The sequence below is a fragment of the Pseudomonas sp. MIS38 genome (assembly GCF_019891575.1).
Taxonomy (GTDB): domain Bacteria; phylum Pseudomonadota; class Gammaproteobacteria; order Pseudomonadales; family Pseudomonadaceae; genus Aquipseudomonas; species Aquipseudomonas putida_A.
Genome location: NZ_JAFLXF010000005.1, coordinates 44258 through 67593 on the forward strand (window position 1 = coordinate 44258; position 23336 = coordinate 67593).

19 protein-coding genes and 1 pseudogene are annotated in these 23336 nt (G+C 57.0%); 10 read left to right on the forward strand and 10 right to left on the reverse strand.

Features of this window, described 5'->3' with window-relative positions; translation table 11 throughout:
- The first annotated feature begins 9 nt into the window (after nt 1-9).
- The 3 genes from J1G18_RS08180 (at nt 10) to J1G18_RS08190 (ending at nt 3951) form a co-directional block, all read left to right on the forward strand.
- Entirely contained in the window at nt 10-567 is a 558-nt protein-coding gene (locus tag J1G18_RS08180; protein ID WP_134786425.1) for a helix-turn-helix domain-containing protein, read from the forward strand.
- A gap of 21 nt (nt 568-588) precedes the next feature.
- Entirely contained in the window at nt 589-1935 is a 1347-nt protein-coding gene (locus tag J1G18_RS08185) for a glutamine synthetase family protein (protein ID WP_223007432.1), read from the forward strand.
- Between the two features lie 768 nt (nt 1936-2703).
- Nucleotides 2704-3951, forward strand: coding sequence for an MFS transporter (locus J1G18_RS08190; protein WP_223007433.1), 1248 nt, complete (start codon nt 2704-2706; stop codon nt 3949-3951).
- 310 nt (nt 3952-4261) lie between these two features.
- Here the strand turns inward: J1G18_RS08190 and J1G18_RS08195 are convergent, their stop codons facing one another.
- Both J1G18_RS08195 and J1G18_RS08200 read right to left on the reverse strand, forming a co-directional pair.
- Nucleotides 4262-4480 carry a hypothetical protein gene (locus tag J1G18_RS08195; protein ID WP_134786422.1) on the reverse strand — a complete coding sequence of 73 codons (219 nt, stop codon included), beginning with the start codon at nt 4478-4480 and terminating at the stop codon, nt 4262-4264.
- A gap of 220 nt (nt 4481-4700) precedes the next feature.
- Nucleotides 4701-5200 (reverse strand): annotated as a pseudogene (locus tag J1G18_RS08200) (LysR family transcriptional regulator).
- 179 nt (nt 5201-5379) lie between these two features.
- Between J1G18_RS08200 and J1G18_RS08205 the strand changes: the two are divergent.
- On the forward strand, nt 5380-6027 hold the full coding sequence (locus J1G18_RS08205; RefSeq protein WP_223007434.1) for a hydrolase: 648 nt from the start codon (nt 5380-5382) through the stop codon (nt 6025-6027).
- 190 nt (nt 6028-6217) lie between these two features.
- Here the strand turns inward: J1G18_RS08205 and J1G18_RS08210 are convergent, their stop codons facing one another.
- From J1G18_RS08210 to J1G18_RS08225, 4 genes are all read right to left on the reverse strand, one after another.
- Nucleotides 6218-7528 (reverse strand): ArnT family glycosyltransferase, encoded by a 1311-nt coding sequence (locus J1G18_RS08210; RefSeq protein ID WP_223007517.1) that lies wholly within the window; start codon nt 7526-7528, stop codon nt 6218-6220.
- 349 nt (nt 7529-7877) lie between these two features.
- Nucleotides 7878-10499, reverse strand: a complete 2622-nt coding sequence (locus tag J1G18_RS08215; protein WP_223007435.1) for an EAL domain-containing protein — start codon at nt 10497-10499, stop codon at nt 7878-7880.
- Nucleotides 10500-10637: 138 nt separating this feature from the next.
- A complete protein-coding gene (locus tag J1G18_RS08220; protein ID WP_134786413.1) occupies nt 10638-11378 on the reverse strand; it encodes an anti-sigma factor family protein in 741 nt (246 codons plus the stop codon).
- The gene (locus J1G18_RS08225) at nt 11371-11883 is read right to left on the reverse strand and encodes a sigma-70 family RNA polymerase sigma factor (protein ID WP_134786412.1); all 513 of its coding nucleotides are present in this window, start codon (nt 11881-11883) and stop codon (nt 11371-11373) included. The genes J1G18_RS08220 and J1G18_RS08225 overlap by 8 nt, the downstream gene beginning before the upstream one ends.
- A gap of 153 nt (nt 11884-12036) precedes the next feature.
- Between J1G18_RS08225 and J1G18_RS08230 the strand changes: the two genes are divergently transcribed.
- A complete protein-coding gene (locus tag J1G18_RS08230; protein WP_223007436.1) occupies nt 12037-13005 on the forward strand; it encodes a metallophosphoesterase family protein in 969 nt (322 codons plus the stop codon).
- A gap of 14 nt (nt 13006-13019) precedes the next feature.
- Complete coding sequence (locus tag J1G18_RS08235) at nt 13020-13328, forward strand: plastocyanin/azurin family copper-binding protein (protein WP_223007437.1); 309 nt, start codon at nt 13020-13022, stop codon at nt 13326-13328.
- Nucleotides 13329-13335: 7 nt separating this feature from the next.
- Here the strand turns inward: J1G18_RS08235 and J1G18_RS08240 are convergent, their stop codons facing one another.
- Entirely contained in the window at nt 13336-14097 is a 762-nt protein-coding gene (locus J1G18_RS08240) for a hypothetical protein (protein WP_134786410.1), read from the reverse strand.
- A 236-nt stretch (nt 14098-14333) separates the two neighbouring features.
- Here J1G18_RS08240 and J1G18_RS08245 point away from each other — a divergent pair, with 236 nt between their 5' ends.
- On the forward strand, nt 14334-16193 hold the full coding sequence (locus tag J1G18_RS08245; RefSeq protein WP_210557146.1) for an ABC transporter ATP-binding protein: 1860 nt from the start codon (nt 14334-14336) through the stop codon (nt 16191-16193).
- Nucleotides 16194-16253: 60 nt separating this feature from the next.
- Here the strand turns inward: J1G18_RS08245 and J1G18_RS08250 are convergent, their stop codons facing one another.
- Both J1G18_RS08250 and gabP read right to left on the reverse strand, forming a co-directional pair.
- On the reverse strand, nt 16254-17345 hold the full coding sequence (locus tag J1G18_RS08250; RefSeq protein WP_223007438.1) for a GlxA family transcriptional regulator: 1092 nt from the start codon (nt 17343-17345) through the stop codon (nt 16254-16256).
- Nucleotides 17346-17432: 87 nt separating this feature from the next.
- Complete coding sequence (gene gabP / locus J1G18_RS08255) at nt 17433-18833, reverse strand: GABA permease (protein WP_223007439.1); 1401 nt, start codon at nt 18831-18833, stop codon at nt 17433-17435.
- 412 nt (nt 18834-19245) lie between these two features.
- Between gabP and J1G18_RS08260 the strand changes: the two genes are divergently transcribed.
- The 3 genes from J1G18_RS08260 (at nt 19246) to J1G18_RS08270 (ending at nt 21836) form a co-directional block, all read left to right on the forward strand.
- Nucleotides 19246-19722 (forward strand): GNAT family N-acetyltransferase, encoded by a 477-nt coding sequence (locus tag J1G18_RS08260; protein ID WP_134786407.1) that lies wholly within the window; start codon nt 19246-19248, stop codon nt 19720-19722.
- 85 nt (nt 19723-19807) lie between these two features.
- Entirely contained in the window at nt 19808-20191 is a 384-nt protein-coding gene (locus tag J1G18_RS08265) for a winged helix-turn-helix transcriptional regulator (RefSeq protein WP_027611764.1), read from the forward strand.
- A gap of 577 nt (nt 20192-20768) precedes the next feature.
- Nucleotides 20769-21836: an alkene reductase gene (locus J1G18_RS08270; RefSeq protein WP_223007440.1), complete on the forward strand. Its 1068-nt coding sequence runs from the start codon at nt 20769-20771 to the stop codon at nt 21834-21836.
- 92 nt (nt 21837-21928) lie between these two features.
- Here the strand turns inward: J1G18_RS08270 and J1G18_RS08275 are convergent, their stop codons facing one another.
- A complete protein-coding gene (locus tag J1G18_RS08275; RefSeq protein WP_223007441.1) occupies nt 21929-22978 on the reverse strand; it encodes a 3-oxoacyl-[acyl-carrier-protein] synthase III C-terminal domain-containing protein in 1050 nt (349 codons plus the stop codon).
- Nucleotides 22979-23336 lie beyond the last annotated feature (358 nt).

Here is a 23336-nt window from a genome sequence, read left to right on the forward strand (position 1 = left end):
ATTTTGACCATGAACAAGCAAGAAGAAATCGCTGCGCTGGCGATCCTGATCCACGACCTGCGCAAGCACAAGAAATACACCCTCAAAGAGCTGGCCGACAAGATCGGACGTTCGGTGGGCTTTCTCTCGCAAGTCGAACGCGGCTTGTCGCGCCCGACCGTGGCCGACCTCACCGCGATCAGCGAAACCCTCGGTGTGCCGACCACCTATTTCTACAGCCTGCCCAAAGCCAAACAAGTGCCGTGGGTCACCCGTCCGGACGAACGACGCACGCTGTATTACGCCAACGGCATCACCGACATTCTGGTGTCGCCGCAGATGCGTGCCTCGTTCTCCATGCTCGAAAGTCATCTGGAGCCGGGCGCGAGCAGCGGCGACCGGCACATGAGCGACAGCTCGGAGCAGGGCGGCTACGTCCTTGAAGGCGAACTGACCTTGTGGCTGGGCAACGACGACGAGCCGGTGACCTTAAAGGCCGGTGACAGCTTTCAATTCGACAGTCACACCCATTGCCGCTACGGCAACCGCACCGGGCAGCTCACCCGCGTGCTCTGGGTCTACACCTGATAACAACAAAGGATGAACACGATGGACGCTGTCTGCTCTGACCTGCTCGCCGAAGTGCGCGCGTTTCGCCAACGTTACCCCGAGGTGCGTTATGTCGACCTGATTTCCCTGGACATTCCGGGGCATTTTTACGGCAAGCGTTATCCGGTGGACATGCTCGAAAAAGTCGCGGCGGGCAGCGCACTGAAGCTGCCGCAGAACTGCGTGCTGCTGGGCGTGCAAGGCGGTCTGTTCAAGATTGGCGATTACTGTTTCAACGACGGCGACCCGGACGCCGTGCGCCGCTTGGTGCCGGGCACGCTCAAACCGGTGATCTGGGAAGCGCAGCCGCTGGGGCAGATGCTGATTACCTCCGATGGCACCGCCAAACCGATTGAATTCGAACCCCGCGAGGTATTGGCGAAAGTGCTGGATCGATTGGCGGGCAAAGGCATTCACCCGGTGGTGGCCTTCGAACTGGAGTTCTATCTGTTCGACAAAAAACTGCGCGACGGCCTGCCGCAATTCCCTCGGGACGAACTGACCGACGATGCCGATGATCAGCCAAACATGCACATCGAACGTCTGTCACGTTTCGCCCCGGTGCTCGACGAAATGGTTGAAGCAACGCGTGCGCAGGGTATCGACGCCACGGTGATTACCGCCGAGCTGGGGCCGGGGCAGTTCGAAATCAATTTCGGCCATCTGGACGACGGCTTGCGTGCCGCCGACTGGGCGGCGCTGTTCTGTCGCAGCACCCGTGGAGTCGCGCTCAAGCATGGCTATCGCGCCAGCTTCATGGCCAAACCGTACGTGGAGCATCCGGGCAGCGGCATGCATGTGCATGTCAGCCTGTATGACGCCGCTGGCAATAACCTGCTGGCCGCCAATCACCAGCAAGCGCTGCGCCATGCGGTGGCCGGCTGCCTGGATCTGCTGCCGCACAGCATGCCGATCTTCGCTCCAAACCAGAACGCCATGCGCCGCCTGAGCGGCACGGTGAACACCGCGACCCAGGCGAGCTGGGGTTACGAGGATCGTGACGCCTGCCTGCGCATTCCCGAATCGGACACGAAAAACCTGCGCATCGAATACCGACTGGCCGGCGCCGACGCCAACCCGTATCTGGTGCTGGCGGCGATTCTGGTGGGTCTGGAACATGGCCTGGAAACCGGTAAGGAGCCGATTCCGCCGCTCAACGATGACCGCAACAGCGGCATCGCTTTCCCCACGGAAATCCTCGACGCGGTGCGCGCCTTGCAGCATCAGCCACAACTGCGTGCGGGACTGGGCGCCGAGTTTGTCGACGTGTATTGCGAGAACAAACGTCAGGATCACCTGGCATTCATGCAGGAGATCAGCGCGCGGGAGTATCGCTGGTATTTGTGATCACTGGTTCAGCACACCACGTGAATCGGGTGCAGGGGCCGCGATGAGCGATCCACGAGGTATTTTGAACACCGGGCGTGAGGATGGCGAAATAACGGCTTGAATGACGTCTGGAGAAAATCCAACGCCATCCCATGCGGTGTCCGCGCTGAGTTGGAAATAGTTGACTTTGGCTGGCAGCTATCGGCCAGAAGGGGTCATTCAAAGGATGGTTGTCAGTCTCTAACTATTATTTCTTCACACTTCTTTTGCTTTATGGAGGTGCACCAAATAATTCATATGCGCTCCTTTTTGATGCTGTTGCAGCCGCATCTCCACAATTAAAGGCTCCGTTGGTCGTGGTTTATTTGCCAAAATGGTGCATAAAAAATAGTTTGACAGCGCAGTTCGGTTGAACATTAATTATCAGGGCGCTCAACTGGAATGTGAAACACACTCTGCTACGGTTCGTGTTTAAGGGTTGCTACTTCGTATTGACCAGTATGAGCGATTGGGCGCTCGACCGGTTGAGGCCGTTTCTACGATTGGCAGCTTGCGACTGTGCTAAGGGGGTTGACCATGTTTTTCGGCGTAAGATGGTATGATCGAGAGTATTTCGAAAAGAATCGAGATATATACAAGAATAAAATGCACGGCCACCTCTTTTCTAAGTTTGGTGTGAGCGCAGAAAGCTTTAAAGTCAATCATTTTGTAGCAGGCTGATTCGTGTGAAGGGGTCGCCATGGCAGGGAGCTATAGCGGCGTTCATACGAAGAAGGAAATTATGAATTGAGTACATTTCGAACGTATCTATGCCTGGAGTTATTGCTCTGGATCTACCTCGGATGTTGGAACACAACGCTGCCTCTGATTATTGTACAGCGGGGCAGCCTGTTTGAACTGGCTGTCTACGAAACAGCACTCGCATTCGCAGCGATAATTTCAATGTTGTGCTTTGCGCCACGCGTTGAGTCGATGCGCCGTAGTACTGCTCTTAAGGCAGGTTGTATTGTAATCTTGTTTGCCAGTGCATTGCGGTACTTATTTGCTTCTAACTGGTATTCGCTTGACGCCCTGATTCTCATCGACGTTATCGCCGTAGCAGCATTTGGAGTGGTCCAGCCTCTTTTTGGCATCTATCCTGCTGAAACTGTTGATAAACATCAAACGAGTGCTGCATTTCGCATTCGGCGTATCGTTGTTACCGTGGGTAGGGTTGCGGGGCCTTTGTTAGCGGGCATTGTAATTGCGGTGTATTCATTGGATATCTCGCTACTTTTTTCTTCAATACTGGGACTGGTAGCCGTAGTAATAGCAATGGCTCTACCGATAAGTGAAGCCCCCACAAAGCCGAGATCAACATCACATCGTATTAATGACATATTTCTTGGGCTTAAACTTAAATGCATTCTTCCGCCAGAACAATTTTTGACCTGTTCTGGGCTGCTACTTGGTTTGACCGTCACGGCGATCGTGCCGATGCTGGTTCCAACACTTATACATACTCGCAATCTTGCGGAAGGCAGTGCAGGCCTGTTGAATGCTGTCTTCGCGAGTGGAGCTATTGCAGGCTTGTTAATTTTGAGCCCAATTATTGCTAAAAGACAAAATCAGCGCAAAAAGTATCTTGGATGTTGGTCGTTACTGACTTTTTCACTTTGCGCGACGACGCAAAGCGACGAAGTTTGGCTATTGATTCCTTGGCTATTTTTCGCGGGGGCGGCCAGTGCTTGTATTACCTTGATCGGAATGGATAAAAGAGTTGTGTCTATACCTTCGGGTGCACGCGTAAGATTGATGGCGTCCACGTTGGTTATTAGTCAGTTGGGAAGCTCGGTTTCATTCGTGATAACTGGCGCTATCATGTCTAAATTCGGCACGACGAGTCTGGTATGGCTGTATCTGGGAGTGTTTGCAGTTATCGTTTTATACTCCATGCGTTCAAAAGAGGTATGGCAATTCCTGGAGAATGATGCTGAGGTGGAGCTGTATTATCAAAATAAACATCCGAAACTCGCGGCAGTTATGGCTACATGACATAGGCTTCAGGTAAATGGAAGGGTTTATTGTAAAATATCAAGGGATTGTGGTTGCTCGTGTACGTCATACAAACATGACCTTACCGTGATGGGCGCTCCATCGAGTAAAGGGCGTATTTCAGGTCTAGGACAGCTCTTGTAGGGGATGGGGGTGTCGACTAGACGTCGGGTATCTCATATAGGTTGGAACAGAGGCAGATACTACACAAATGCTAATACGTCCGCTTCTGGCCCAGAGTGTGTAAAAACGCTAGATCTCCTCTCGGTCTTCAAGGCTGACCCTGCTCTCGCGAAACGCGGGGTCGAAGTTATCTGATTTGGAACAGGCGGGAGATCGCGGTTATGGCCTTGTCTCCGTCAGTTTCATAGAGACCGAACAGGCGCGTTTGGTCGCTCAGACGATGAAGCCGAAAATGGTTATAGAACGCTTGGCCTAAGCGCTGATTATCGAATACACCGCGTTCCCAAAGAGTTAAAAACTCTTGATACGCAACGCGCTCAATTTCCAGTCTCGGCATGCTTTCCATATACACATCCATTTATGTCAGCGATGACCGAATCCTACTGACGCCGGACAGATGCGGCAATGCGTGTTTGGGGCGATTTTTAATCATCCGAGCTGGCTTTGGAGTTTTTATCGGGCAACTTCCGGTCAGAAGGCGACACTCGCGAGTGACCGCTTTCCCATAGCGGCCCTGCGCGAACGGCGGATAAAGAGGAAGTCTGTCGCTCTCGCTTAGCCCAACCTCACACCAGCGCATCATCCTGATGTGACAGCGGCTGCACCGCCAGGTGTGGCGTTTCGCCGAAGAACTCGATCAGCAGTTCAGTGAGCACACGAATTTTGCGCGCAGGGTGCGGACCCGGCGGGCGGATGATGTAGGCACCGGCCGGAGGGGGAGGATGGTTTGTCATGATCGGCACCAATGCGCCGGATGCCACGTGTTCATGGGTGAGGCAGTCGGGCAGGTAGGCGACACCCAGGCCTGCGGTCGCGGCGGCGACTAGGGCGATGCCGTTGTCGGCCTTGAAGCGACCTTGCGGACGGCCCCCCGGAACGTCGCACCGGCCTCGGTAAGCGCCGCCCCGCGCGTGGAGCGTGCCAGCAATTGCACACCCAATTCGGTTTCAAGCCGAGCCAGGCGGCGGCTGACGATCGATTTCGACACGCCAAGACGCAGGGCAGCCTGCGAAATGCCCCCGGCATCAGCCACTTCCACGAAGGTCTGCAGTTCTTCGATGTCCACGCTTGCGTTCCTCTTTTCGCGACACAGCACGTCGCGCAATGCTACTACTGCGTCAAACATGGGAACAGCACAATGGATTTTCCGGGCATGGCGTCATTCGCACGTGTCTCGGAATCCATCACCCGCACAGGCTCCGGCCTGATTCACAAACGTGCGTCACCCATGAAAAGGATTTGCCAATGGCAAGCGAGACTCTCCGCAACCCCCATACCGATCAGCTACTGACCCCGGAAAACTCGGCGTTGATCATCATCGATTATCAGCCTGTTCAGGTTTCTTCGATCCGCTCGATGCCGCGTGATGAACTCGTCTTCAACATAACCAGCGTCGCGAAGGCGGCGGTCAACTACAACCTTCCGATCATCCACTCGACAGTCAATGTCGCGACCGGCCGCAACAAGCCGCCGATCCAGGAGCTGCAACAGGTGCTCGGTCATCTGCCGACCTATGACCGCACATCGATCAACAGTTGGGAGGACACGCAATTCAAGCAGGCAGTCAAGGCGCTCGGGCGCAAGAAGCTGATCATGACTGCACTCTGGACCGAAGCGTGCCTGACATTCCCGGTGCTCGACGCGATCCAGGAAGGTTATGAGGTTTATGTGCCGGTCGATGCGGTCGGCGGCACATCGCTCGCCGCGCATGAGGCGGCGTTGCGCAGAATGGAACAGGCGGGCGCGAAGCTCATCAGCCGGGTGCAAATGTACTGCGAACTACAGCGCGACTGGGCGCGAGAAGTGACCGTGCCGGGCTTTCTGGGCGTATTCGAGAACTTCGACGGGTTCAACGCTGAAAAAGCGCTGGAAGAAGCGGACAAGAAGGCCTGATTAGCGGGCAGTGGATGAAGGTGTCGCTCGCGAAAGCGGGCGCCACCTTTATTTTTTTACTGCTCCAAGCAACTGCTTTTGCGCAGGGCCCGCCGCCGATTCAGTACCCTGAATGCGTCATGACCCTGTCAGATATCAACATGTGGATACTGAATAGTCGTGTTGCTTACTCATGAATCAGGAAGAGGCTTCACCAAAACCAATACGGCAAAAACTTCGGTGTGGGTTCGATCATGAGTTCCAGGTGGTAGGTGATCGGGTTGAAGAAAAACATATCCAGTATCAGAAATGCCGCTACGCCAAACGACAGCGTCATGAACTCGCGATAGGGATGCTCGGCGAAGTACTGGTGTTTGCCATGGTAGAAGCTCAGCAGCGCAGACAATCCCAAGACTACGCCCAGGTAGTTGGGCAGTAACGGAACATCGGCGAAGTTGTTGTAGACCAGCACCGCCACCAGCATCCCCAACCCAAGCAGAGGCAACTTCAGGCAGAAATTCATCAGGCTGTTTTTGGCGCGGACCAAGGCGGCTTCCTTGCTGACGAAAAGGTAGGCGGCCAGCAGCGAAATGGCCGGGGTGATTGCGAGGATGTAGCGCGCTTTCTTCGAGCTGGGAATAGTGAACAGCACCAGCAGCACCAACAGCCACCCGGTCAGATACAGCAGTAGGTCGATGTCTTTATCGCGGGTCGAGCGGAAGAACAGTTTGTACTTCTTGAGAATTACATTAATGGCGTAAAACACCGTGATGCCGTAGGTCAACAAGCCTGCGGAGAAGTAGAAGTAATAGCGTGGCGCGTGGTCGGAACCGAAGCGTCCGATGCCCTGCATGTTCAGCACTTCCTCGAGGAACGCTTGCCCGCCTTGCAAGTAGGCCGCCCATGCCAGCAGCGCAACGCCAAGAGTCAGAATCACGCCCGAGAGCAATGAATACAGCAGCAACATGCGCCACTGCCGGCTCAGCAAGTAATAGGCGCCAATGACAGTCGCGGGTCCGATCAAGCCAATAGGCCCCCGAAACGCGAAACCCAGTGCCAACCCGAGGTACAGCAATGCAAGGCGACGCGGGTCCTTTTTTATATCGGCCGAATAGGCAAAGTAGAAGCACATCACCGTTAACAGCGCCGGATAGATATCCAGTGCCAGCGAGTTGACGCCGTCAAGAAAAGCCCAGGTGAGCAGGCTGAAAAGAACGCCATACGCGCCCCATTTCTTGCTGTGCAACGCGCCCAGCCGATAAATGAATACCAGCATCAGCGAAGCGGCCACGCAGGACGGAAAACCCATTGAAAGAATGGACACCCGGCCGAACGGCAAGGAAACCAGATAGACCAACAGGGTATTGAGAACCGTATAGTCGGGATAAGGCTTGAGGTCGTCGGCAATCGGGAACAGTGTGATGCCGTGCAGCAACATGTACTCGGCAAAGTCGACAAAACGTGTTGTGTAGTTCAGGACAGCGGGTTTGTACTGCAATGCCATGAACACGGCCAGTGTCATGAAAAAAATGCTCAGGCATGGATTTCTTGTAATCAGTCCTTTCAACAACACTGCCCGCCAAGTGCGCTCTACAACAAGCGGGGCCTCATATCGATCCATCGGTAACCCTTTAGTGAAGTTGTTCTTTTGACCGCAATCCTGACAGTCCGGTGACGCCTGCATTGAACTTGTGTGGGGTGCGAGATTGACGTTGAGCCTGGCCCGCGGCGAGGACTATTCAACCATGACGGCCCTAAACACACCCTGAACAAAACCAATTGAAGTCAACAGGAACACCGTATTAACGAAGAGTGTCGAGCCGGGCTTTGTGCATTTCTACGATGGATTATTGCCAGCGATGCAAGGCCAGCTAGATGACGCGACCTTTCTTCGACGGCGAATGATCGGCCGGCCCGGTTCTGGCGGTTTGCAACAACCGGGCGAACGCCGTTTTGTCTATTGGTCGACTCATGAAATAACCCTGCACCTCATTGCATTGATCCTTGCCGAGAATCTCCAGTTGCTCCTCGGTTTCCACGCCTTCGGCGGTGACGGTCAGGCCCATGGCTTTGCCCAGGCCGATGATCGCCTGAACCACGGCGCGATCGTTGGCGCCGTTGCTGATCGAGGCGATGAAGCGTTTGTCGATCTTGATCCCGTCGAACGGGTAGGCGCGCAGGTAGCCGAGCGACGAATAGCCGGTGCCGAAGTCGTCCATGTTCAGCCGCACCCCGAGTTGCTTCAGCGCATTCATCGTGGCCAGCGCGCCGTCGGTGTCGACGAGCATCACGTTTTCGGTGATTTCCAGTTCCAGGCGACTGGCCGGGAAACGGGTCTGGATCAGCGCTTCGCGCACGTCTTCGACGACATCGCTGAGGGCAAACTGTGCCGGGGACAGATTGACCGAGAGCAGAATGTCCGACGGCCAGCTCAGTGCGGTTTCACAGGCTTCACGCAATACCCAGCGCCCCAGCGCCACGATCAGGTCGGTCTGTTCCGCCAGGCCGATGAACACGTCCGGCCCCAGCAGGCCCTTGGTCGGGTGTTGCCAGCGTACCAATGCCTCGACCGAGACGATGTGCTTGCCGTCGACGGTGTAGCGCGGCTGGTAATGCAGGATGAATTCATCGTTTTTCAGCGCACCGCGCAAATCGCTTTCCATTTGCCGGCGGGTCTGGATCTGGTCGTTCATGTGCGCTTCGAAGTAGCACCAGGTGTTCTTGCCCTCGGACTTGGCCTGATACAGCGCGATGTCGGCGCAACGGATCAACTCGCTGGGCACGAAGCCCTGGCGGCGGCTCAGAGCGATACCGATGCTGGCCCCGACGTGCAGCGGATGGTGCTCGAAGACCATCGGTTGATGCAGGCTCTCGACCAGCCGGGTACAAAAGCGGTCGACCTCTTGCCGAGTGTCCATACCATTGAGCACCACGACGAATTCGTCACCGCCCAGGCGGGCGACGATGTCGAGCTCACGGGTGCATTCGCGCAGGCGACTGGCGACTTCCTGCAACACCGCATCACCGGCCGGATGGCCGAGCGAGTCGTTGATCGGCTTGAAGTTGTCCAGATCGATCACCAGCAACGACAGTGGCGGGGCATGCTCTTTGAGCAGCAGCGCGTCATCCAGATAACGCGACAACTGATTGCGATTGGGCAGGCCGGTCAAGGCGTCGTGCATCGACAGGTGCTGGATCTGCGCATGGGCAGCGACTTCGTCGGTGATGTCACTGGCGGTGCCGCGATAGCCGACCACGCTTTGCTTCTCGATGATCGGCCGCGCTGATAGCCGGCAGTGGCGTTGCTGCCCGGCGTGATCGCGGTAGGTGCAGCGCAGGTCGCTGGCATTGCTGTCTTCGGTGAGTTTTTTCAGCCACAGCTCCAGCGGCGTGGTATCGCAGGACACCAGTTGCCCGATGCCTTGCCCCAGCCACTCGGTTTGCGGGTAACCGGTCACCTCGCTGAAGCGCGCCGAGAGATAGGTCAGGCGCAGCTGATTGTCGACTTCCCAGATCCAGTCCGATGCGGCTTCGGCCACCGCGCGAAAGCGTTCTTCACTGGCTTCCAGCGCGTGGTTGGCCGCCTCCAGCGCCTGATTCGAGGTCTTCAACGTGCTGAAACTCTGATCGACGTAGGTCGACGATCGCACGGCGTGACGCAGGAAATAGGCGGTCAACAGCATCAGCACTGCCAGCACGCTGCCGAGTGTTGGCAGCAATGACCACAACAATTGCTGCCCGGGTCGCTTCAGATCTGCCGTCAAGCTGAAACCGGTACTGTCCAGCGGCACGCGTGGTTGCTCCCCGCTGAGCTGTTCATCCGGAATCAGCGTCAGGTTGTTCAGTCCATAGGCCACGCCAAGCGCTTGCAGTTTGGCCGGCGTCAGCTTGTCGACGAATACCAGCACCGATGTCTGTTGCGGATCGCCCACCGGACGCTCATCGTTGGGCAGAATGGCCGCCGCCGTGACCAGCGCCGGCCAGCCGTCGAACAGCGAGTAAGTACTGACAGGCACAGTCAGATCAGACTGGTTTTGCACCTGATCAATCAACGACGCGGCAGGCACCGCGAGCCAGTGCGCGATGTCCGCGTCTTCCTGCTGTCCCTGCACCACGGCGTATTTGGTGCGCTGCCGATCCAGCACGAACACGCCGTCATAACCGTCAGTGGTGAACAGCGTCTTGCCGATGTTCTGCTGGGTGTAGGCCCAGTCGGTATCGACTTGGGTGTGCAGGTGCTCATAGGCGGTGGTCCAGTCAGCGTAACTGGTGATGTAGCTCTTTGAGCTGCTGATGCGGTTTTCCAGGGCGCGGGCCGTGTAGAAACGGTTCTGCTCGACATCCTCGCGATCCAGGCGAGCGGCAATGCCGAGCAGGGTGCCGATAGCGGCAATCACCCCGACGATAAACAGCGTGCCGACCGCAAACGCCAGGCGGCGGGTGATTGCGCTTTGCTGAGGCGGAACCGGCGTGGCAGGAGCGAAACTGTCCATATGCTCGTCCTTGGTAGCTTGGGTTTGCTCATCTGGAACAGCGGCCCGAGCGCAATGTTCAGTCTCTTGCTGACGATTGCGCTGCGGCGGATTTCTCAAGCGTAGTGAATGCGCGGGGATTTTGCCTTTGAGGCCACGCTATTGCGCTCTGAGCAACTGCCCCAACGCCTGCAGCTCAGCTTTCTCCACATCCGACACCAGCACGAAACGCATATAACTGGCCTGCCACGACACCACATTGAAGCCGCGCAAGCTTTGGCTTTGCACGGCTTTATCAGCCTCGCTCGTCGGCAGGATGAACACGTTGATGATGTGTTTGCCATGCCCATAGCTCAGGGCAGCGGTGGTCTGGTGTTGCAGGTAATCCAGGCGCCCGCCGAGCAAGGGAAAGCCCTGCGCCGAGTAGTCGGAAACCGGGGGCGAGAAGTCGAGTTTGCCGGTGAACCAGGGCTTGACGGTGTGGCGGTCGGAGGACACCACGTCGTTGAGGTGTTCGCCCATCAACGAGCGCACATGGCTGGACACGGCCTCGTCGATCAAGGGTTGCTCGCTGCCCGGAGTGGCGACATACAGCACCATCGCCAGGGCCAGCGCTGCGGCGGAAAAGCCCGGAGCCAGCCATTTTTGCCAGCGCCGGATGCCCCCCGGCGCAGGTGTGTCGGCTGCGAATACGCTGGCCGCCAATGAGGCGGGGGCGGGGTAGTACGGCGCATGGCGCTTCACGCTGACCTTGAGCAACTTCGCTTGATCATGCAGCCGCGCGCACTCGGCGCAGGCGCTCAAGTGCGCTGCCACCTGCGTAGCTGTCGCCGGATCAAGTTCCTGATCCAGATAGCCGTGCAGCTGTGTCTGGCAAACCGTGCAGTCGAGTTCATTCATGATCGTGCAACTTCAGTAGTTCGAGCTTGAGCAGGGCCCGCGCCCGGGCCAACCTGGACATCACGGTGCCGATGGGAATATCGACCACCAGAGCGATGTCCTTGTAGGGCAGGTCTTCGAGTTCCTTGAGCACAATCACCTCGCGAAACGCCGGCGGCAGGGCGCACAGCGCTTGCTGCAGCAGCGCGGCGTTTTCCGTGTGAATGGCCAGCAATTCCGGGGTCTGGCTATGGCTCAGGTGGCCGTCGTCAGTCGCCATGTCGTCATCGATGGCGACCCAATGGCGTCCGGCCGAGGCCTTGAGCCAGGTGTAGCTTTCGTTGCGCACAATGGTCAGAAACCACGCCTTGGCGTTGCCATCGGCGAAACGCTGCAAAAACCGGAAGGCGCGCAGGGCGCTTTCCTGCACGACGTCGCGCGCGGCGCTGTCGTTGCCGGTGAGCCAGCGCGCAAGGTTGTAGGCCGCGTCCAGATGGGGCGCAATCAGTTCCTCAAATCGCTTCATGGTCGGTTCCGCACCGTCACACCCCTATAACCATGCTGCGGCGGGTTTTATTCGCGCCAAAAGATTTATTTTTTGCCGTGGAATAAAGCCTCGCGCGGCCAGGTTTACCTCGTGTCAGCTACCTCACTGTAGTTCGCCCGCGAGGACATACCGATGGACATTCAAGCAAAACATCCGCTGCGTACCGACGGCCCGCTCAATCCGGACCGGCGCACCCTGCTCAAATGCTCGGCGTGGGCCGGGGCAGGAGTCCTTTGGGCCTTGAGCGGCGGGATTCCCAAAGCCTTTGCGCTGGACGAGGCGGGCAACGTCAATGATCCAAAAGCGCTGGCCAGCACCTTTCACTTCGTACAGATCAGCGACTCGCACATCGGCTTCAACAAGGAAGCCAATCCGGAGCCGGTGAAGACCCTGCAGGTGGCGATCGACAAGGTCATCGCGCTGCCCAAACGTCCCGCACTGATTCTGCACACCGGCGACATCACCCACCTGTCCAAGCCTGAAGAATTCGACACCGCCGCACAGTTGCTCAAAGGCCTGCCGTCCACCGTGCATTACGTGCCCGGCGAACACGACACCCTCGACGAGGGCGGCGGCAAGCTTTATCTGGAGCGCTACGGCAAGGGCACCAAAGGCAACGGCTGGTACAGCTTCGATGACCATGGCGTGCACTTCATCGGGCTGATCAACGTCTTCAACTTCCAGGCCGGCCACGAAGCCACCCTCGGCGCCGATCAACTGGCCTGGCTGGCGGATGACTTGCGCGCGGTCAGCAGCAGCACGCCCATCGTCGTGTTCACGCACATCCCGCTATGGACCATTTATCAGCCGTGGGGCTGGGGCACCGAGGACGGTGATCAGGCGATTGCGATGCTGCGCAAGTACGGTTCGGTGACGGTGCTGAACGGGCACATCCATCAGGTGATCCAGAAAGTCGAAGGCAATATCACCTTCCACACCGCCCGTGGCACCGCGTATCCGCAGCCGGCACCGGGTGCTGCACCGTCGCCGGGGCCGATGACGGTGGCGGCCGATCAATTGCGCAATTACCTGGGGATCACCGACGTGCGCGCGACTCAGGGCGATCATCCGCTGGCACTGATTGATTCGACACTGGTGTAACCGAGGGCGAACCGATGAAAACGCGACTGTTGGCGCTGATGGGCCTGTTGCTGGCGATGCCGCTGTGGGCCGCGGAAGTGAAGATCGACATCAAGGAATTCATGTTCGCTCCCAAGGACCTGACCGTGGCCGTCGGCACCAAGGTGACGTGGGTCAATGACGATCAGATTCCGCACACGGTGGCGGAAACCCACAAGGTATTTCGCTCAGGGGCGCTGGATACCAATGACAGCTTTTCCTGGGTGTTCGATATGCCGGGGGAGTTTGAGTATTTTTGCGTGTTGCATCCGCAGATGATTGGGAAGGTGGTGGTGACGCAGTAGACGCTCTTTATCCAGCCGACAAAATCAGACGCCGCTCAGGGGATCTTTGCATAAACAGGATGACGTCGAAGATTCGACCTGGCTCTGTACTGAGTTCAGGATAGTTGCTCTGGAGAATTGCCTCGGTCAGCAGCGCTTTATTGTCGCGCCAGCATTGGCCCAAGGAAAATGGTAGATGGCAAATGCGCTGGCCAGCGGCTCTATAGGCGTTTTTTGGTAGAAGGTACTGTGTGCCGCTGAACCCGGATATTCCTGCACGTTGCAAACCCTTTCTGACCTGGCTGTCAAACGCGGGCATGAATCCAGTGATCAGTAGTAAAGCCTTCATTGGATAAGTGACGTTGGTATTGTTGATGAAGAGCGCATGCGCCAACGCCTCGAGGATACTTAGCAATTCAGTATCAAATTGGTTGAGCGAGCTGAAGGGTGTCTCTCGGATGAAGTTTCGACCGCCCGCAGGGTCTAGATCCAAAGCATCCAGTCCGATGCGGTCGAGGCACACAAGCCTGGAATGCAGCGCCTTGCTGCTCAGCGCTGCAGCGATGTGCTGAGTTGGACGGAGTATCGGAGCCTTGCGCGTACACGCTCCCCAGTTGGCCAATGCGGCGTATAAGGCCTCAGCGAGCTCGCCAGCACGCTCTATTGAAACATCAGCGGCAAGGTACCGACTGGAAATTTTGCGTACGTGAGCAAAATCAGCATGGTAAGAGGCGTTGAACGCATTGATTGCTGATTTGATATCGGTAGTCTGGCCAATCAACTGAAGCATTGTCTTTATCCGGATTGAAGTGAGCTGCGGAGCGAACAGAGCATATCGATACAACTGATAAGGGCAAGTGCCCGGACAGCCTGATCGCCACTTCAGGAAGTGCTCAGGTTGTAAACGAATCCAATTGTTCGTTCTCAGCCAGCACCTTTACTGACGAGCACACACTTTTTCACAAAGACCTCCCGGGATCCAATCGATGGCAGAATCTCCCTGACTTGAACGTTCAGGAGAACATCATGCTTCGTGTGTTTGAACGAAGACTCGACCCTTTCCCGCCTGACGAGGTGCCACCGCCACCCAACGGTCTGGCTAAATTTCTCTGGGCCTGCACGCGGGGGGCTCGCGGCTACATTCTGGCATTGGCGTTGCTCAGCGCCGCCGTATCGGTCTATGAAGCCTGGCTGTTTTCCTTCCTCGGCCAGGTCGTCGATCTGCTCTCGACGTGGCAGGCCGGCGGCGAAGCGGCGGTGCAGGAGAGCCGCGTGTTGTGGGGCATGGGCATTGTCATGGTCTTGAGTGTCGGTCTGGTGGCGTTGCGCACCATGGTCCAGCACCAGATTCTGGCGATTAACCTGCCGCTGCGCCTGCGCTGGGATTTCCATCGGCTGATGCTGCGGCAGAGCCTTTCGTTTTTCTCCGACGAGTTCTCCGGCCGGGTCACGACCAAGGTCATGCAGACGGCGCTTGCCGTGCGCGACGTGCTGTTCACCATGATCGAGATCTTGCCGGGGATTGGCGTGTACTTCATCGCGATCATTGCCCTGGCTGGCGGTTTTGCGCTGAAGCTGATGTTGCCGTTCCTTGCTTGGGTCGTGCTGTTCGGTCTGGCCATGTGGTACTTCGTGCCGCGCCTGGGCAAGGTCGGTCAGGAGCAGGCCAATGCGCGGTCGATGATGACCGGGCGTATCGCCGACGCGTACACCAACATCACCACCGTGAAGCTGTTTTCCCACTCCAACCGCGAAGCGCACTTTGCGCGGGCGGCGATGGAAGATTTCAAGCAGACCGGCTTTCGTCAGATGCGTCTGGTCAGTCTGTTCGAAATCGTTAATCAGGCGTTAGTGGTGGGGTTGATCATGTCCGCCGGCGGCTATGCCCTGTGGCTGTGGCATCAGGGTGACGTCGGCGCCGGTGCGGTGGCGGCGATTACCGCCATGGCGTTGCGGATCAATGGCATGTCGAACTGGATCATGTGGCAAATGACCTCGCTGTTCGAAAGCATCGGCACCGTTCAGGACGGCATGGCGACGCTGACCCAAGGCACCAAAGTGCAAGACGCGCCGGATGCCGGCGTGCTGGTCACTTCTGGCGGCGCGGTGACGTTCGACAAGGTCAAGTTCAACTACGGTGGCGAGCGTCAGGTGCTCGATGGCCTGAGCCTGAGCATTCGTCCCGGTGAAAAAATCGGTCTGGTAGGGCGCTCAGGTGCGGGCAAATCGACGCTGATCAACCTGCTGCTGCGTTTCTATGACGTCGACAGCGGCGAGATTCGTATCGATGGCCAGAACATTGCGCACGTGACCCAGGACAGCCTGCGCAGCGCGATTGGTATGGTCACCCAGGACACTTCGCTGCTGCACCGTTCGATTCGCGACAACATCGCCTACGGCCGGCCCGATGCCACCGACGCACAGATCCGCCGCGCCGCTGCCAATGCGCAGGCTGACGAGTTCATCAGCCAACTCAGCGACCGCCAGGGCCATACCGGCTACGACACTCTGGTAGGCGAGCGCGGGATCAAGCTGTCCGGCGGCCAGCGGCAACGGGTGGCGATTGCCCGGGTGATGCTGAAGAACGCGCCGATCCTGCTGCTGGACGAAGCCACCAGTGCACTGGACTCGGAAGTCGAAGTGGCGATTCAGGAAAGCCTTGATGACATGATGCAGGGCAAGACCGTGATTGCGATCGCGCATCGACTGTCGACGATTGCGGCGATGGATCGGCTGATTGTCATGGATGACGGGCGCATCATCGAGCAGGGCACCCATTCGGAGTTGCTGGAGAAGAACGGCGTGTATGCGCGGCTGTGGGCGCATCAGAGCGGCGGATTTCTTGGAGAAGACAAAGGCGTGGTGGAGGCTTTGGATCAGGCGTAAACGGGCAGGGCACATGGCCGGGGCATCTTGGGTATCCCCGGCCGATTTGCCTCGGCTTGCTCAAGCCAGATCGGCACTCGCCATCATTCGAACACTGGCAAACGTCGATTCGTTTCTCGCCTGATCAAGCGTTGTCAGTGTGTTGATCGATGACGGCGGCGTTACCCGTTTACGACTCATTGCAGAACCTGAACGCTCGTCGCTCGGCGGCACCCCAAAGTGTTCGCGATAGCATTTTGAGAAATGCGGTGTGGAGGCAAATCCGCAGACATACGCCAGTTCCACGATCGACAGGGAGGTTTGCTTGAGCAGTTGTCGCGCGCGAATCAGCCGCAACCTCAAGTAGTAGCGTGACGGCGTGCATTGCAGGTATTTCTGAAACAACCGCTCCAGCTGTCGGCGTGACAGATCGACGTATTCGGCAAGGTTGTCCAGCTCGATCGGCTCCTCAAGATTGGCCTCCATCAACGCAACGACTTCTTGCAGCTTAGGCTGATGCGTACCGACCACATGCTTGAGCGGTACGCGTTGATGGTCCTGCTCGTTGCGGATGCGCTCGTAAACAAACATCTCGGAGATGGCGGCGGACAATTCACGACCATGATCACGGGCGATCAGGTGCAGCATCATGTCCAGCGGCGCTGTTCCTCCGGAACTGGTAAAGCGGTTGCGGTCGAGGGTGAAGAGGCTGGTGCTGACGTTTACGCGTGGGAAAGCTTCCTGCATGGCCGCCAGAAACTCCCAATGCACGCTGCACTCATAGCCATCGAGCAATCCGGCTTTGGCGAGTGCCCAGCTACCGGTGCACACACCGCCCAAACGTCTGGATTGCCGGGCCAGGGCTTGCAACCAGGATGTGTGCTCACGGGTGATCACGCTCTGGATACCGACCCCGCCACAAACAATCACCGTGTCCGCCACGCCGGGGTTGCTCCACGAGGCATCCGGCGTGATCGGGACCCCGTCGCTGGCCCAAACAGCCGCACCATTGGCGCTGAAGGTATGCCAGCGATACAGCGTTCGCCCCGACAATTGATTGGCCATGCGCAGTGGTTCGACGGCGGATGCCAGCGACATGAGGGTGAATTTATCCAACAGCAGAAACCCGACGGATTGGGTCGTACCGTCGGCCACGGAGGGGGTCGATGACATCGTGTCCTCACAGGAATCGGTCTGAGATGCAGGCGTCGGTCATTCCCTTGGTCTTCGCCAAGGGAATATCGGCTTCGGCGTGAACGCCTAGCCCACCGACGTTGCGCGTGCCGTCGGGGCAGGGTGACGCGACGTCATCAGGCCGATAAAGGAGATTGCCAGCGCCAGGCCAATGGTGGTGGTGACTTCGGTGCGGTGCTGCGGGGTGATCATCATGACCGCCAGCGCCGCGCAGATGAAGCCGATCACCAGCCACGTCAGCCATGGAAACAGCCACATGCGGAAGGTCAGCTCGACCTTGCGCTGTTGCAATATCCGCCGCATGCGCAGCTGCGACACCGCAATCGCCAGGTACACCAGCAAGGCAATCGCCCCGGAACTGGCCAGCAGGAACTCGAACAGCCCGGCGGGCATGAAGTAGCTCCACACGGTGATCGACGCACCCAGCACGGTGCTGGCGATCACGGCGGCCCGTGGCACGCCGGCCGCGGAAGTCGCCTTCAGCGCTTTCGGTGCATCGCCGCGACGGCCAAGCGAGTACAGCATGCGCGAGGCAATGTAGATCGAGGAGTTCATGCAACTGGCCACGGCGATCAGCACGACAACGTCGACCATGAACTTGGCGTTTGGAATGTTCATGATTTCCAGGGCGCGCTGATACGAGCCCACCGAGGCCAGCAACGGATCATTCCAGGGCACCACGGAGATGACCACGAAGATCGACAGCAGGTAGAACACGCCGATGCGCCAGATCACCGAGCGGGTGGCCTTGGCGATGTTCTGCGCCGGGTTATTCGATTCGGCGGCCGCGATGGTCACCGCTTCAGTGCCGATGAAGCTGAACATGATCGTGATGAAAGCGCCGACCACCGCCGACAAGCCGTTGGGCGCAAACCCGCCGTGCTCGGCCATCAGGCCGCTCAACCCGCTGACTTCGCGGTCGGGCACCCAGCCCATCAACACGGCAAAACCGACCCCGATGAAGCCGATGATCGCCACAACCTTGGCCATGGCGAACCAGAACTCGAATTCACCATACTTGGACACGCTGAACAGGTTGGTCACCACCAACGCAATGATCGATCCCAACGCGAACAGCCAGGCATCGACCTGCGGAAACCATTGGTGCAGCACATGCCCGGCCGCCAGTGCTTCGATGGGAATCACCAACACCCAGAACCACCAGTACAGCCAACCGATGGTAAAACCGGCCCAGCGGCCGATGGCCTGGTCGGCGTAGGTGGAGAACGAACCGGTGTCCGGATTGGCCACCGCCATCTCGCCGAGCATGCGCATGACCAGCACGACGAGCAGACCTGAAAACAGATAGGCGAGCAGCACCGCCGGCCCTGCTGCGGCAATCGCGTGTCCTGAACCGACGAACAAACCGGCGCCGATAATCCCGGCGATGGACAACATTGTGACGTGACGAGGCTTGAAGCCCTGCGCCAATTGGCTACTCGAATCCATGGAGTTCGGGCTGATCATCGGTATTTTTATTCTCTGCTGATCGACATTTAAGCAATTGACCGGGCACACGACCGAGCACCATCGTTGCCTGCTGAAACTCCCGAAAGAAGCCCGTCCAACCGCCGCAGTTCTTATCAACCCCATGATCTGACCGGGATTGTTTTGATAGGAAGACACGGCACCTTAGCCGGCCTTGCTGCCGATTCAATAGCCTGATTGCGCCATGATCGTGTCTGATATCGACATGTGAATACCATCAGGTCGTATTGGAGACCTGTCGGTCACGCAAGGCTCTGGCAATCAAAACCCAGATTGACCAAGTCATGTTCGTTTTTGAGATGGGGCCTGAATTCGACGGTGAAGCCAAACTGGGCCCCACAAGTCAGGCTCTCTATACTGGCCTTCCAGGATGGTAAATAGAGCACAACCTATGCCCGTCGCACCCAATCAAAATTCCCCGGTCATTTTGGTCCCGGCTCAACCAAGCGACGTGGAAAATCTTGTAGCCATTCGAATTGAGGCCATGCGCGAAAGTCTGGAGCGTGTCGGGCGATTTGATCCGGTGCGTGCGCGTGAGCGGTTTCTTGGCGGTTTTGACGCTCGCAACACACGCTATATCGAGGTATCTGGAGAGAGGGTTGGTTTTGTAGTGGTCAAGCATCACCACAATGAACTCTTGCTCGACCACTTGTATGTGAGACCGAGCGCGCAAGGATCAGGTGTAGGGGCTGCTGTTCTCACTCAGATTTTCAAAGAGGCGGATGCGGCTGCGCTCCCTGTTAAAGTTGGCGCTCTCAAAGAAAGTGCTTCGAATCGCTTTTATACCCGCCATGGCTTCCAATTCACCGAAAGCAGTGAATTCGACAATTATTATGTGCGTCAGAGTGTTCCGGCGAAACAACGGTAGAAAGCGTTCTCAGGCTCGGTATATCCAGTAAACTTGGCGTCAATCTCGCGCCTTAGAGCGCCTGGGTATACAGAAGGAAACCGCCATGCTTGAACTCGAACCGCTGTGCTTCTCGTCCGACTGCCCTAGCCGGGCTTTATTCGAGCAGATCGCTGATAAATGGTCGATGATGGTATTAGCCGTGCTTGATGACGGTCCGCAACGTTTCAACGCGATCCGTCGTCGCCTGCAAGGCGTCACCCAAAAAGCGCTCACGCAATGTCTGCGCCGGCTGGAGCGCAACGGCCTGGTATCGCGCGAGGTGATTTCGCTTTCGCCAGTCGCGGTGCAGTACCAAATCACGCCGCTGGGCCGCACGCTGCAACAACCTTTTCGAGCACTGCATGAATGGACGCTCGCCAAGTTGCCGGAGGTTGATGCTGCCCGGCAGAAGTTCGACGCCGCTGCAATCGGACCAACCAGTACGTAGGGAAGGTTGCTTCACTGGATTACTTGAACGCGTTGTCGGCCGCCCATGCTGCGCTTCGGAACTTGTCATCCGATGGCTTGAAAAACACCGAAGATCTCAATCAAACCAGCGCGATCATGTAAGCATGAAACTCTGCCAACACTTTTTGTTGTTGGCAGTGCGCTGGTTTTTGCCTTTCAACCGCGGGCAATCATTCTCGATACCTGCTTCAAACGAACCTTCACATCGATTGCTCAGGCCGTTCGATCATGAACGCGGAGCGTCCTGCTCTTGCGCGCGAGGCCACTGTATACGGCTCGCCAGCCCATACGCCGCCGACCATTTCCTGACGGTAGGTATCCTCAGACCTACCAGGTGTACGAACGGTGCCTAATTGACGCCAGGTTTATTATTGATACCTTGTCGACTGTCCTCATTTGAGGGAAGCGGTCCGAACCGGACCCTTCGTTCGCCACTCTTGCCGGCGGCTTGCAGCCAGCCAATCGAGCATCCGACAGAAGCATTTCTTTGGTCGAGCCGCACTTGAGAAATCGTTAGGCACGGGCGGACATTCAATAAAATTTATTCTGAGGAAAGTATGGGAAATTTTAAGCTTCTAACCCCCTTGAACAACGAAGAACTCACTTTCAGAAATCGGGTGTTCATGGCGCCGATGACAAGAGGTCGATCCAAGGATCAGGTGGCCAACGAATTGACTGCGACCTATTACGCACAGCGCGCATCGGCGGGCCTTATTTTTACCGAAGGCACCCAGATCAGCGCCCAGGCCGTCGGCTGGACGAATACCCCAGGGATCTATACGCCTGAACAGATTGCGGGCTGGAAGAAGGTAACTCAGGCAGTTCATGAAGCCGGCGGCCTCATTTTCGCCCAGCTTTGGCACACCGGTAGAGCATCTCATCCTGATTTTCATGGAGGAGAACTCCCGGTCGCGCCATCGTCAGTCCCCTTCAATAGCCAGGCGTTCACGCCAGAAGGCATCAAACCCTCGGTGACCCCACGCGAACTGACCATTGATGAAATCAAGTCCACCATTGCGGACTACGAAAAAGCTGCACAGGCCGCGAAAGATGCGGGCTTTGATGGTGTAGAGATACACGGTGCCAATGGTTATCTGCCCGCGCAGTTTCTGGAAGACGGCTCAAACAAACGCACCGACGAGTACGGCGGTACCATTGAGAAGCGGGCGAGGTTCTTGCTTGAAGCCACGGACGCCGCGATCAGAGTCTTCGGGCCGGCCCGTATCTCGGTCAGGCTGTCGCCGCGCATTCCGTACAATGACATGGGCGACTCCAATCTCGAGCAGACCTACATGTACGCGGTAGAAGCGCTGGAAAGTAGAAACGTTGGAATTCTGCATTTCATGGAACCTGGGACTCTGCCGGAAGGCGCGAAACCCTTGGCGCCCGGGGCTCGCCAGCGGTTCACAGGGATTTTCGTGTTGAATGTTGGTTATGACCGGAAGTCTGCGGAACAGGCCCTGCAAACCGGCCTGGCCGATGCAGTCACATTTGGCACGCTGTTCATCAGCAACCCTGATCTGCCGGAACGCTTCTTCCTTGATGCGCCGCTGGCTACTGCGGATGCCTCCACTTTTTACAGTGGTTCGGAAGAGGGCTATACCGACTACCCGCCGCTGGCCTAGAGATCGAAGCGCGATTTTCGTTTTGGTACCGACCAACAGTTTGATCATGGACAAGCAACTTGCCGCCTCACGACGGCAAGTTACTTCAGGCCTTACAGAGTAAATGACAACGCAGAGAAGACCATCCCGCCACTGCCTGCCCAACCCATGCAAAACTGGTCTTTCTCGGCTTCGCCCCGACTCATCGCATCGAAGATGCCGTAGGGGATGGACGCGGTAATGATGTTGCCGGTCTTATGCCCGACGTGGTGCAGCTTGTGATCAATACCGATCAGTTGCCCAATGTGCTCCCACATCTTTGGCGAACCGGTATGAATAAACACTTTATGAACATCTGCTGCAGAGATGTTTTGCAGATTGAAGACTTTGATCGCTTCATTACGACCATCTTCATGCAAGGCTGCCGCGTAGGAGTTGAATTGATATTGCCCGCCGGTCGGTGCAATACGGGGAATATCCTCCTCATTGCAGAACAGCTTCCAGTCCGGTAGAGAAATGGTCGACAAGTCACTCAAGTCCGGCCGGTTGATGTACGAGAACTTGAAGTTGCCGGGGGCCTCATGACTGAGGATGGTGACCGTGACGGCTTCGCCAATGGTAAAACTCGGAAACTTGTAAGCCAGTTCCGCCGACGACTGCAAAGAGAAGTTCTTGGGCATGACCGGCCCGCCAGCAGACATGCCAAATTCCATATTGACGATCGCCGCGTAGCGAATCTCGCCGGCCTGCATCTTACTGTTGATGACATCCATGGCTGTCACCCAACCGTTGCAGGCGTCGACCACATCGAAGTTTCTGCAGCTCAGGCCCAGCGCCTTGGCGATGAACGTACTGTTGGCCGGCTCGATGAAGCCTCGCGTGACGTTCGGATAGATCAACAGGTCCAGGTCGGCCTTGTCGATGTTGGCCTGAGCGAGCGCCGAGTTGAATGCTGCCTCCATCAGTTCCATCGGTGTTTCGTCGGCGCCCAACCAGTGACGCGTGCCGCTGCCGCTTTTTTCAAGCAACTTGCTGATGGTCTTCAAGGTTTTTGGCAAGTCTTCCTGGAACGTATCTTTAGAGTGTTCCTCGACCAGGTTTATAACGTCTTGATTGCTGATAATGCGTGACGGGAGAATCCCGGACAGACCAACTATTTTCATATGACTTCCTTGTTGAAAGTATGCATCCGTGGGCAATGGCTGCGGATGAGCAAACCCTTACTCATCCCTGTAAGGAGCCACTGGCGGCAATACTTTTAGCACAAAGAAAATGCGGATCAAGGACGTTGCTCGTTATTTGCCTCAATCGAATTGAATCATGACCTGGGTCAATTTAACGGCTTTCAAGTTAATCGAAAAAACAGTCGGGCGGACCCTCGCGACGCGGTTGGCATCTGTGTTTGATGTCGTCGGCTATCGGCGAAAAGGACACACCTGAAGGGATAAACACCCCTCAATAGCCAATTTTCGTCACGTGGTTGCGTAAAAGCCCCAAGCTGGCCCTAAAATCCTCGAAAAC

Coding starts and splice junctions, on each gene's coding strand:
- J1G18_RS08245 (WP_210557146.1), top strand. CDS start 14,334: ATGCTTCGTGTGTTTGAACGAAGACTCGACCCTTTCCCGCCTGACGAG.
- J1G18_RS08260 (WP_134786407.1), top strand. CDS start 19,246: ATGCCCGTCGCACCCAATCAAAATTCCCCGGTCATTTTGGTCCCGGCT.
- J1G18_RS08270 (WP_223007440.1), top strand. CDS start 20,769: ATGGGAAATTTTAAGCTTCTAACCCCCTTGAACAACGAAGAACTCACT.
- J1G18_RS08220 (WP_134786413.1), bottom strand. CDS start 11,378: ATGAATGAACTCGACTGCACGGTTTGCCAGACACAGCTGCACGGCTAT.
- gabP (WP_223007439.1), bottom strand. CDS start 18,833: ATGATCAGCCCGAACTCCATGGATTCGAGTAGCCAATTGGCGCAGGGC.
- J1G18_RS08180 (WP_134786425.1), top strand. CDS start 10: ATGAACAAGCAAGAAGAAATCGCTGCGCTGGCGATCCTGATCCACGAC.
- J1G18_RS08235 (WP_223007437.1), top strand. CDS start 13,020: ATGAAAACGCGACTGTTGGCGCTGATGGGCCTGTTGCTGGCGATGCCG.
- J1G18_RS08250 (WP_223007438.1), bottom strand. CDS start 17,345: ATGTCATCGACCCCCTCCGTGGCCGACGGTACGACCCAATCCGTCGGG.
- J1G18_RS08185 (WP_223007432.1), top strand. CDS start 589: ATGGACGCTGTCTGCTCTGACCTGCTCGCCGAAGTGCGCGCGTTTCGC.
- J1G18_RS08240 (WP_134786410.1), bottom strand. CDS start 14,097: ATGCTTCAGTTGATTGGCCAGACTACCGATATCAAATCAGCAATCAAT.
- J1G18_RS08195 (WP_134786422.1), bottom strand. CDS start 4,480: ATGGAAAGCATGCCGAGACTGGAAATTGAGCGCGTTGCGTATCAAGAG.
- J1G18_RS08275 (WP_223007441.1), bottom strand. CDS start 22,978: ATGAAAATAGTTGGTCTGTCCGGGATTCTCCCGTCACGCATTATCAGC.
- J1G18_RS08265 (WP_027611764.1), top strand. CDS start 19,808: ATGCTTGAACTCGAACCGCTGTGCTTCTCGTCCGACTGCCCTAGCCGG.
- J1G18_RS08205 (WP_223007434.1), top strand. CDS start 5,380: ATGGCAAGCGAGACTCTCCGCAACCCCCATACCGATCAGCTACTGACC.
- J1G18_RS08230 (WP_223007436.1), top strand. CDS start 12,037: ATGGACATTCAAGCAAAACATCCGCTGCGTACCGACGGCCCGCTCAAT.
- J1G18_RS08225 (WP_134786412.1), bottom strand. CDS start 11,883: ATGAAGCGATTTGAGGAACTGATTGCGCCCCATCTGGACGCGGCCTAC.
- J1G18_RS08215 (WP_223007435.1), bottom strand. CDS start 10,499: ATGGACAGTTTCGCTCCTGCCACGCCGGTTCCGCCTCAGCAAAGCGCA.
- J1G18_RS08210 (WP_223007517.1), bottom strand. CDS start 7,528: ATGACACTGGCCGTGTTCATGGCATTGCAGTACAAACCCGCTGTCCTG.